Below are 9,545 nucleotides of genomic sequence, written 5' to 3' on the forward strand. Positions count from 1 at the left end.
GGGTGGACCTCGGTATCCAGGGCAAGACCGCACTCGTCTTCGGCGGCGACTCCGGCATCGGCTGGAACACGGCGCGCATCCTCTTGGCAGAGGGTGCGACCGTGGTCGTCACCGACATCGACCAGAGCCGTCTGGACACCAGTGCGGACCAGCTCGAGGCGCCGCTCGGCAAGCTGCACGCCTTCGCCGCCGACGTCCGGAGCGCCGAGAGCCTCGCCGCCCTGCACGACAAGGTGCGTGAAGCGGTCGGCGAGATCGACATCCTGGTGCAGTCCTCGGGCGTCACCGGCGCCCAGGGCATGTTCCACGAGATCGACGAGGCCGGCTGGGCGGAGACGATCGACATCGACCTGATGGGGCCGGTGCGGATCACCCGCGAGTTCATCGGCGACCTGCGCCAGGGCGGCTGGGGACGCATCGTCTACCTGGTGTCCGAGGACGCCTCGCAGCCGTACGACGACGAGCTGCCCTACTGCGCCGCCAAGGCCGGGGTGCTCTCGTTCGCGAAGGGACTGTCGCGCTCGTACGCGTCCGAGGGTCTGCTCGTGAACACGGTCTCGCCCGCGTTCATCCACACGCCGATGACCGACGCGATGATGGACAAGCGGGCCAAGCAGCGCGGGACCTCGTTCGACGAGGCCATCGGCAGCTTCCTCGAAGAGGAGCGGCCGTACATGGAGCTCAAGCGCCGCGGCGAGCCGGAAGAGGTCGCGAACGTCGTGGCCTTCCTGTGCTCCGACCTCGCCAGCTTCGTGAACGGCGCCAACTACCGGGTCGACTCCGGCTCGGTCGCCACGATCTGATCGTGGCACCACAGCACCGCCAGGAGGCGTCATGACCGACTTCCGCTACCTCATCGTCGGCGGCGGGATGGTCGCCGACGCCGCTGCCCGTGGCATCCGCGAGCTCGACACCGACGGGTCGATCGGCATTCTCAGCGAGGACGTCGACCGACCCTACGCCCGGCCCGCGCTCTCGAAGAAGCTCTGGACCGACCCGGACTTCAGCTGGGACGACAAGGTCGACCTGCACACCGAGGAGACCGGGGCGCAGTTCGTCCTGGGAACCGCGGTCACCGCGATCGACCGTGCCGCGAAGACCGTCACGACGGCCGACGGCGCGACCCACGGCTACGAGCGGCTCCTGCTCGCGACCGGCGGGAAGCCACGCGGGCTGCCGGGGCTGTCCCCGTCGGCACGCGTGCTCGACTACCGCAGCGCGTCGGACTACCGCCGGCTGCGTGAACTCGCGGACGCCGGAGCACACGTCGCCGTCGTGGGCGGCGGGTACATCGGTCAGGAGATCACGGCGGGCATCGTGCAGAACGGCGCACGCGTCACGCTGGTCGACCCGGACGAGGTCGTCGGCGGACGGATGTTCCCGGAGGACCTGGCACGGGCGTTCCAGCAGCGCTTCGTCGACCACGGCGTCGAGCTCCGCACCGGCCGCCGGGTGTCCGAGGGCACCGAGACGGCCGACGGCGTGCGGCTGACGCTCGACGACGGCTCCGTGGTCGAGGCCGACGCGGTCGTCGCCGGACTCGGCATCGAACCCGCGACGCAGCTCGCCGCCGACGCCGGCCTCACCGTCCGCGACGGCATCGTGGTGACCTCGACGCTGCTCACCGACGACGACTCCGTGTTCGCCGCCGGTGACGTCGCCGAGTACCCGGACCGGATCCTCGGCACCCGCCGGGTGGAGCACGTCGACAACGCCCAGCAGCAGGGTCGGCAGGCCGGCCGCAACCTGGCGGACGCCGACGAGACCTACGACCACACGCCGATGTTCTACTCCGACGTCTTCGACATGGGGTACGAGGCCGTGGGGCAGGTCAGCTCCAAGCTCCGCACGGTCGAGGACTGGCAGGACCCCACCGTCACCGGCGTCGTCTACTACCTGGACGACGACGACACGGTCCGGGGCGTGCTGCTCTGGAACGTGTGGGACAAGACCGACGAGGCCCGCAAGGTGCTCGCCGAGGCGAACGCGCTGACGCCCGACATGCTGCCGGGCCGCATCACGCCCTGATCGCTCGCCCGTCGCTGTGGTCGCGACTGGCTGGAGGCCCGGTGCCGGTCCGTCGGACCGGCACCGGGCCTCCAGGCGGTCGCCCGCAGATCGCGACGCCCGCTGCTTCGACGGTGCTGGCTACTTCGACTCCGGCGCGACCTCGTCGACGACCGCACGGCGGTCCGCCGGGTCGACCGGCAGGTCGTCGCCGTCCGCCATCGCGACGGCGTGCGCGGACTTGGCTGCCTCGAGCGTCTCGTCGTCGTTGCGGGCCATCCCGAACAACTCGATGAACCGCGACTTGACCAGCAACCAGGCGTCCCCCGGGCTGACCCGCGCCAGGTCCGACGACGTCGAGTCGTCGCGCACCTGCTGCAGCGACGACACGCCCCGGTCGGGGATCCGGCGGTCGACGTGCGCCACCGCGAGCCGCGCGACCGCGTCGGCCTGTGCGTGCATGACCGAGTGTGCGCCGTCGACGACCTCGCGGAGGACCGCGTACGGGAACACCCGCGCCAGCCGACGGACCCAGTCCCGCGGCACCATCGCGTCGTGCTCACCGCGGACGATCAGGGTGCGGGCCTGCACGTGGGCGGCGCGCTCCTCGATCGGGAACGCGATCATCCGCGGCAGGACCTTCCGGAACCAGTGCCAGCCGCACAGTGCGTACGCCGTGATGCCGTGCCAGCGGACCGCGGCGGGCTCGTGCAGCGTCGACCGGAGGAACCGGAACGCCGACTGCCGCACGGTCCGTGCCGACGAGTCGACCACCGGGCTGATGAGCACGAGGTCGGAGATCCCTGGACGGCGGGCGGCGACCTCGGTGACGACCTGTGTGCCCATCGAGTGCCCGACCAGGACCGGGTCCTGGAGCCCGAGGTCGTCGATGACCCGCTCGACCGCGTCGGCGTAGCGCTCGATCGAGACCTTGCCGCGGAACCGCGGGACTCCGGCGAAGCCCGGCAGGTCGAGCGCGTGCACCGGCCCGTTCTCGTTGAGGTGCGGGGCGAGCCGCTCGTAGTAGGTCGACGCGATGCCGAGCCCCGCGACGAGCAGGAAGGCCCGCTCGCCCGGCTCACCGATCGAGCTCACCCGGACGTAGGTGCCGTCGACCGCGACCCGGTCCACCTGCACCGTGACGTCAGCGTCCTCGGCCTGGGCGAGTTCGCCGGCCGGGTCTGGCCGGGGTGCCTGGCGTTCGTCGTCCACGTGGGTCTCCTCCGGTCGGGCGGTCGCCCAGGATACCCGGCCGCCGTCCGCGCGGGCGGCGACGACGTGCTCAGCCGCTGAAGGTGTTCGCGGGGAACCCGTGCACCGTCGTCGGCACCGCGAAGACCGCGCCGGACCGGGGCGCCTGCTCCAGGTCCTGCTCGGTGAGGTTCTCGCGGGCCGTCCCGACGAAGAGCGTCGACATGTCCGGGCCGCCGAACGCCACCGACGTCGGGTTGGCGACGGGGAGCTCCACCGTCTCCAGGTGCGAGCCGTCCGGCCCGTAGCGCTCGACGCGGGACCCGCCGTAGATCGCGCTCCAGAAGCAGCCCTCGTCGTCGCGGACCAGGCCGTCGTGCGCCTGACCGACGATGAACGGCTCGAGTTCGCCGAGCTCGCCGTCCGGGCCGTACGACCCCCGGAAGACGGTCGAGGCGCTGGTGTCGGTGACGTACATCGTGCTGCCGTCCTCCGACCACTCCATGCCGTTCGTCACGCCGAAGCCGCCGCGGAGCGCCCGGGTCGTGCCGTCGGCCTCGATCGAGTAGAGCGCTGCGTCGGGCTCGCCGGTCGTCACGTTCATGCTGCCGACCAGGAACCGGCCGAACGGGTCGCACTTGCCCTCGTTGAACCGGTTGCCCGAGGTGCTGTGGGTGACGCGGGCGATCTCACGCTCCACGGATCCCTGCTCGTCCGTCACCACGACGGTGTCGCCGAGGGCCGCGACGAACCCGCCGGAGGCCCGGGGCTGGAAGCTCGCCAGCGGGGGCGGCAGCGGCACGCTCGAGCGCACGGTGCCGTCGGCCTCAGCGGTGTTGAGGGTGCCGAGGGTGATGTCGGCCCACCGGAGCAGCTGTGCGGACGGGTCCCAGACGATGCTCTCGGCGAGGACCGCTCGGGCGTCGGCGAAGACGGTCGCGGGGCCGGTCGTGACGTTCGTGCTCATCGACCCCGTCTACCGCGGGGGCGGTCCGTGCTCGCTCAGGCGTGCGTGCGTCGGCGGGTAGCGCGGCAGCGCCCGCGGGTCAGAGGCGGGCGAACCGCGCGCGGAAGAAGCTGTAGACGCCGAAGGCCAGGAACCCGATGCCGATCGCGACGAGGACGAACACCCCACCGGGCATGCTCCGCACCGCGTCGAACGCGGCGTCGAGGCCGGTGGCCTGGTCGGGGTCGCTCTGCAGCCCCGCGACGGCGATGAGCACGCCCACGATCACCACGGCGATGCCCTTGCCGACGTACCCCACCACACCGAGCACGGTGACCACGCGGTCGAGCTGGCCCGACGGTCGCGTGATCTGCTTGCGGAACGACCGACGGCAGCCGATCACCACGAGGCCGATGCCGACCGCGACGGCGATCGCCCCGGCCAGGACCAGCACGAACACCCCGCCCGGTGTCGCCAGGGTCTTCGCCGCGGCACTCTGCGACGAGCTGCTCGAGCTCGACCCGGCACCGAGCGCGTACGAGGCCGCCGAGTAGGCGATCACGCCGTAGACCACGGCCTTCGCGACGTCCTTCAGCCGGGCGAGCCAGCCCCGCGTGGTGTCGGAACGGCCACCGACGATCGCCTCGACGACCAGACGCACGGTGAGTGCGGCCGTGCCGACGGCGATCAGCCAGAGCAGGAACACCCCGCCGGGGACCGCGGCGATCTGCTGCAGCGCACCGGACTGGTCCGTCTCGCCGCCGGAGGACGCGTTGCCGATGCCGAGCAGGATCGCCAGGTACCCGATCAGCAGGTGGACGATGCCGCTGCCGACGAACCCGGCGCGTGCCGTGACCTCGAACCAGCGGCTGTCGGCCGCCCGCCGGACCTGTCGTCCGGTTTCCTTCGCTGCGTGCTCCGCCGTGTCGCTCATCACGGCCCAGCGTGCCCGACGCGTGCCGTCCTGTCCGGGGCGCGCCGGCCCTGCGGTCCGCCCCGTGGCGGACGGGAGGCCCGTGGCGGTGCCGCCACGGGCCTCCCGTCCGCCGGTGGGAGCGTCTCAGTCGCCCTTCACGTTGACGACCTGCCGCAGGGTGTGCCGGATCGACACGAGGTCCTCGGCGTCCGCCATGACCTGGTCGATCGGCTTGTACGCCGCCGGGATCTCGTCGAGGAACGCGTCGGTGTCGCGGTACTCGATGCCGGTCATCGCCTCACGCAGCTGCTCGTGGGTGAAGGTCCGCCGGGCAGCGCTCCGCGAGAACAGCCGGCCGGCACCGTGCGGGGACGACTCGAGCGAGGGCTTGTTGCCGAGCCCCTCGACCACGTACGAGGCGGTGCCCATCGACCCGGGGATCAGGCCGGGCTGACCGGCCTTCGCCTGGATCGCACCCTTGCGCGAGACCCACACGGACTTGCCCCAGTGCGTCTCACGCTGCGTGAAGTTGTGGTGGCAGTTGATCCGCTCGCGCTCGTCGACGGGGGTGCCGACGGCCTCGGACAGCTGCCGGACGACGCGGTCCATCATCTCCTCGCGGTTGAGCAGCGCGAAGTGCTGGGCCCACCGCAGCTCGGCGATGTAGCGGTCGAACTCCGGCGTGCCCTCGACCAGGTACGCCAGGTCGGGGTCCGCCAGCTGGATCCACCACCGCTCCATCGCCTTCTTGGCGACCTTGATGTGGCGCTGCGCGATCTTGTTGCCGACGCCCCGCGACCCGGAGTGCAGGAAGAGCCAGACCCGGTCCTGCTCGTCGAGGGAGACCTCGATGAAGTGGTTGCCGGACCCGAGGGTGCCGAGCTGGTTCCGCCACCCGCCGTGCACGCCGTCGGGGTCGAACCCGGCGGTCTCGGCCATCGCCTCGAGCTCGGCGATCCGGGGAGCGGCGGTCGCCACGATCTTCCGGTTCGACGCACCGGCCGACAGCGGGATCGCGCGCTCGATCTGCTCGCGCAGCCCCTGCAGGTCGGCGGGCAGGTCGCTCGCGGTGAACTGCGTGCGGACCGCGATCATGCCGCAGCCGATGTCCACGCCGACGGCCGCCGGCATGATCGCGCCGAGGGTCGGGATGACGGACCCGACGGTGGCCCCGAGGCCGAGGTGTGCGTCGGGCATGAGGGCCAGGTGCGGGAACACGAACGGCATGCGCGCGGTCGTGCGGGCCTGCTGCTCGGTGTTGTCCTCGAGCATCGAGGCCCAGCTGAGCAGCCGGTCGTTGATCTTCTTCATGGAGTCGTCTCGCTTTCGTGACGGTCGAGGTGACGGTCCGAGACGGTCGTACGCCGAGCCTCCTGGTCGTCGCCGGACGTGGCGGACGGAAGGAAGCGGTGCTGACGAACGCCCCGGGCCGGGTGGGCACGGGGCGTCGTGGGACGTCGCGTGCCTACGCGGGATAGCGGAGGGACCACTGCTGCTCGGGCAGCACGGCGGCCGCGGCGAGCTGGAGCTCGACGCGTTCCTCGTTGTGCTGCACGGCGCGCATGCGCGGTCCTTCCGGTGTGCCCGGGGCGGGCGGTCTGCCTGATCGGCAGGAGGACGACGCTAGTGCGACACGCCCGGGATACGCAAGTCGCGTGGGCGTGTCGGCTGGTCCGCGTCGGTTCTCCACACGCTGGAGGCCCGGCGTGCGTTCTCCACGAGGGGTACGTCCGCCTGATGATCGCCGCCGGGGCCGGGGCAGGCTGGACGCATGACCGAGCGCACGCGAGACACCCCCGACGCGACCGAGAACGAGGAACGGACCAACGGGTACGTCCCGCTCCGTTCGTACGGCGCGATCGGCGACGGGCGGACGGTCGCCCTCATCGCGCTCGACGGCCGGATCGACTGGCTGCCGATCCCGTCGATGGACTCGCCGCCGGTGTTCGCGAGCATCGTCGACGCCGAGCACGGCGGACACGTCGCCCTGCGGCCGGTGGACGACCAGGCGCAGGTGTCCCGCGCCTACCTGCCGGGGACGAACGTGCTCGTGACGACGTGGACGACCCCGTCCGGCACCGCCACCGTGACCGACGCGATGGTCACCGGAGTGGCCGGACGGCTGCCGTGGGCCGAGATCGGCCGCTGCGTGCAGGGGGTCGACGGTTCGGTCGAGATGGAGTGGGCGGTCGTGCCCGGCACGATCCTGAACACCGCGGAGCCCCGACGCCTCGACACCGCGAACGGCACCGTCATCGGGATCGACGGCGTCACCATCGCGATCGTCGAGCAGGGCTTCGAACCGGTGCACGACGACGGGCCCCGGTTCTCCGGGCGGTTCTCGACGACCGAGGGCTCGAAGTCGATCCTGACCATCGTCGGCACGTACGACGAACCGATCTTCCTGCCCGAGCCGGAGCGCACCCTCGAGGGGGTCGACCGCACGATCGAGAACTGGGCGACCTGGTCGAAGGAGTTCAGCTACGACGGCCCCTGGTCGGACGCCGTCCAGCGCAGCGCCCTCGCCCTGAAGCTCCTGATCTTCGCCCCCACCGGCGCCATCGCCGCGGCCCCGACGACGAGCCTGCCCGAGGACCGCACCGGCGGGAAGAACTGGGACTACCGGTTCGCCTGGGTGCGCGACCTGGCGTACACGGTGCACGCGCTCACCCGCTTCGGCCTGCGCGAGGAGACGCATGCCGCCGTGTCGTGGGTGATGCGCACGATCGCCGAGCACGACGAGACGATGCCGATCTTCTACGGACTCGACGGGTCCAAGAGCGACACCGTCGAGGAGCGCGACGTCCCGGGCTGGAACGGCATCGGGCCGGTCACGATCGGCAACCGCGCCGGTGACCAGCTGCAGCTCGGGGTCTGGGGCGACGTGTTCGAGATCATGCGGCAGTACGTCCGGGCCGGCAACGTGCTCGACCGCAAGACGGCCTCGGTGCTGCAGGACCTGGCCGACGACGCGTGCCACCGCTGGGTGGAGCCCGACTCGGGCATGTGGGAGCTGCAGGAGGCGCAGCACTACACGACGAGCAAGATCGGCTGCTGGCAGGCGCTCGACGCCGCGGTCGAGCTGCACGACGCGGGGATGATCGACGGCCCGCGCGAGAAGTGGATCGAGAACCGCGAGCTCATCGAGGACTGGGTCGCCGAGAACGGGTGGAACGAGGAGCTCGGCCACTACGTCATGTACCCGGGCACCGACGCGCTCGACTGCTCGATCCTGTTGCACGCGATGTCGGCGTTCGACCGCGGACCGCGCATGGAGTCCACGATCCGGGCGATCGAGGAGCAGCTGCAGCACGGCCCGCTCGTGTACCGGTACTCCGGCATCCAGGACGAGGAATCCCCCTTCGTGGCGTGCTCGTTCTGGCTCGCCGCCGCGCTCGCGTGCGTCGGACGCATCGACGACGCGAAGCAGCTGATGGACGACATGGTCGCGCAGGCGAACGACGTCGGCCTGTTCAGCGAGATGCTCAGCGCCGTCGACGGGGACTTCATGGGCAACATCCCCCAGGGGCTGTCGCACCTGGCCCTCATCCAGGCCGCGCTGACCATCGAAGAGGTCTCAGAGAAGTCCTGACCGGGCTGGACGGACCGTCGGGGGCGCGGAGCATCATGGTCCGACGATGAACGACGTCGATGCACGGATGGACCGGCTCCGCAGGGCCGCCCGCTACCGCTACCAGCAGCTCGTCGACCAGGAGATCGAGCGGGGGTCGCTCGATCCCGACGAGGTGCGGTCGGAACGTGAGGAGCGTCGGCTGCTCAAGGCCGCCGACGTCGCCGCGCATGCCCGGGCCCAGATCGCGGAGGCCGAGCGCCGCGGGGTCTTCGAGGGCAACCCGTACCACGGCAAGCCACTTCCGGGACTCGACGGGCAGCACGACCCGGACTGGTGGATCAAGTCGAAGATCGAGCGTGAGGACATCCGGGGCATCGCTCCGCCGGCGCTGGCGCTCCGCACCGAGGACGCCGAACTCGACGACGCACTCGACGCGCTGTCGCTGGAGTCCGACGTGCGGGACGTCCTGGTGGACTTCAACGCGCGGGTGAAGGAGGCCCGACGGCAGCTGCTCGGCGGGCCGCCGGTGGTGACGCCGATGCGCGACGTCGAGGCCGAGGTGCTCGCCTGGCGGGAACGCCGCGAGGTGCGCATGGCGTCGGCCGCGCGGGCTGCGGAGCAGGCGCGGCTCGAGGCGAAGCCGCGGCGGTGGTGGCGGCGCCGCTGAGCGGTACCGCGGTGCGGTGCGGTGCGGTGGGGTCCGGGCGCGATTTCGCGCTGAGCGACAGTTCTCGCGGACGTGAGCCCGTGAGGTGTCGCCCAGCCCATGACGACGGCGGCCGCCGGCCCGGCGTCCGCACCTGACGGACGGGAGGCCCGGTGCCAGCTGGCACTGGGCCTCCCGTGCGTCTGTGCGCCCGTTCTTTCCCATCGCATGCGCGTTGGTTCGCAAGAACGGGCGTACCTGGACG

General features: G+C 71.5%; 8 protein-coding genes. 4 read left to right on the plus strand and 4 right to left on the minus strand.

Annotated features, from left to right (window positions below):
• The first annotated feature begins 2 nt into the window (after window positions 1–2).
• Window positions 3–803: an SDR family NAD(P)-dependent oxidoreductase gene (locus tag DEJ03_RS13495; RefSeq protein WP_071246288.1), complete on the plus strand. Its 801-nt coding sequence runs from the start codon at window positions 3–5 to the stop codon at window positions 801–803.
• A gap of 31 nt (window positions 804–834) precedes the next feature.
• Window positions 835–2,028, plus strand: a complete 1,194-nt coding sequence (locus tag DEJ03_RS13500) for an NAD(P)/FAD-dependent oxidoreductase (protein ID WP_110864985.1) — start codon at window positions 835–837, stop codon at window positions 2,026–2,028.
• Between the two features lie 120 nt (window positions 2,029–2,148).
• Here DEJ03_RS13500 and DEJ03_RS13505 read toward each other — a convergent pair whose 3' ends face one another.
• The 4 genes from DEJ03_RS13505 to DEJ03_RS13520 form a co-directional block, all read right to left on the minus strand.
• The gene (locus DEJ03_RS13505) at window positions 2,149–3,219 is read right to left on the minus strand and encodes an alpha/beta fold hydrolase (protein WP_110864986.1); all 1,071 of its coding nucleotides are present in this window, start codon (window positions 3,217–3,219) and stop codon (window positions 2,149–2,151) included.
• A gap of 70 nt (window positions 3,220–3,289) precedes the next feature.
• Complete coding sequence (locus DEJ03_RS13510) at window positions 3,290–4,165, minus strand: SMP-30/gluconolactonase/LRE family protein (RefSeq protein WP_110864987.1); 876 nt, start codon at window positions 4,163–4,165, stop codon at window positions 3,290–3,292.
• A gap of 79 nt (window positions 4,166–4,244) precedes the next feature.
• Complete coding sequence (locus tag DEJ03_RS13515) at window positions 4,245–5,078, minus strand: DUF1206 domain-containing protein (protein ID WP_110864988.1); 834 nt, start codon at window positions 5,076–5,078, stop codon at window positions 4,245–4,247.
• Window positions 5,079–5,204: 126 nt separating this feature from the next.
• Complete coding sequence (locus DEJ03_RS13520; protein ID WP_110864989.1) at window positions 5,205–6,371, minus strand: RtcB family protein; 1,167 nt, start codon at window positions 6,369–6,371, stop codon at window positions 5,205–5,207.
• Window positions 6,372–6,831: 460 nt separating this feature from the next.
• Here DEJ03_RS13520 and DEJ03_RS13525 point away from each other — a divergent pair, with 460 nt between their 5' ends.
• Window positions 6,832–8,652: a glycoside hydrolase family 15 protein gene (locus DEJ03_RS13525; protein ID WP_110864990.1), complete on the plus strand. Its 1,821-nt coding sequence runs from the start codon at window positions 6,832–6,834 to the stop codon at window positions 8,650–8,652.
• Window positions 8,653–8,698: 46 nt separating this feature from the next.
• Window positions 8,699–9,301 (plus strand): DUF1992 domain-containing protein, encoded by a 603-nt coding sequence (locus DEJ03_RS13530; RefSeq protein WP_110864991.1) that lies wholly within the window; start codon window positions 8,699–8,701, stop codon window positions 9,299–9,301.
• The last annotated feature ends 244 nt before the right edge of the window (window positions 9,302–9,545 follow it).

The sequence above is a fragment of the Curtobacterium sp. MCLR17_043 genome (genome assembly GCF_003224215.1).
GTDB classification, from domain to species: domain Bacteria; phylum Actinomycetota; class Actinomycetes; order Actinomycetales; family Microbacteriaceae; genus Curtobacterium; species Curtobacterium flaccumfaciens.

Bases quoted from the DNA above. Each gene is read 5' to 3' on its own strand.
- DEJ03_RS13500 (WP_110864985.1), top strand. From the start codon at position 835: ATGACCGACTTCCGCTACCTCATCGTCGGCGGCGGGATGGTCGCCGAC.
- DEJ03_RS13510 (WP_110864987.1), bottom strand. From the start codon at position 4,165: ATGAGCACGAACGTCACGACCGGCCCCGCGACCGTCTTCGCCGACGCC.
- DEJ03_RS13515 (WP_110864988.1), bottom strand. From the start codon at position 5,078: ATGAGCGACACGGCGGAGCACGCAGCGAAGGAAACCGGACGACAGGTC.
- DEJ03_RS13520 (WP_110864989.1), bottom strand. From the start codon at position 6,371: ATGAAGAAGATCAACGACCGGCTGCTCAGCTGGGCCTCGATGCTCGAG.
- DEJ03_RS13525 (WP_110864990.1), top strand. From the start codon at position 6,832: ATGACCGAGCGCACGCGAGACACCCCCGACGCGACCGAGAACGAGGAA.
- DEJ03_RS13530 (WP_110864991.1), top strand. From the start codon at position 8,699: ATGAACGACGTCGATGCACGGATGGACCGGCTCCGCAGGGCCGCCCGC.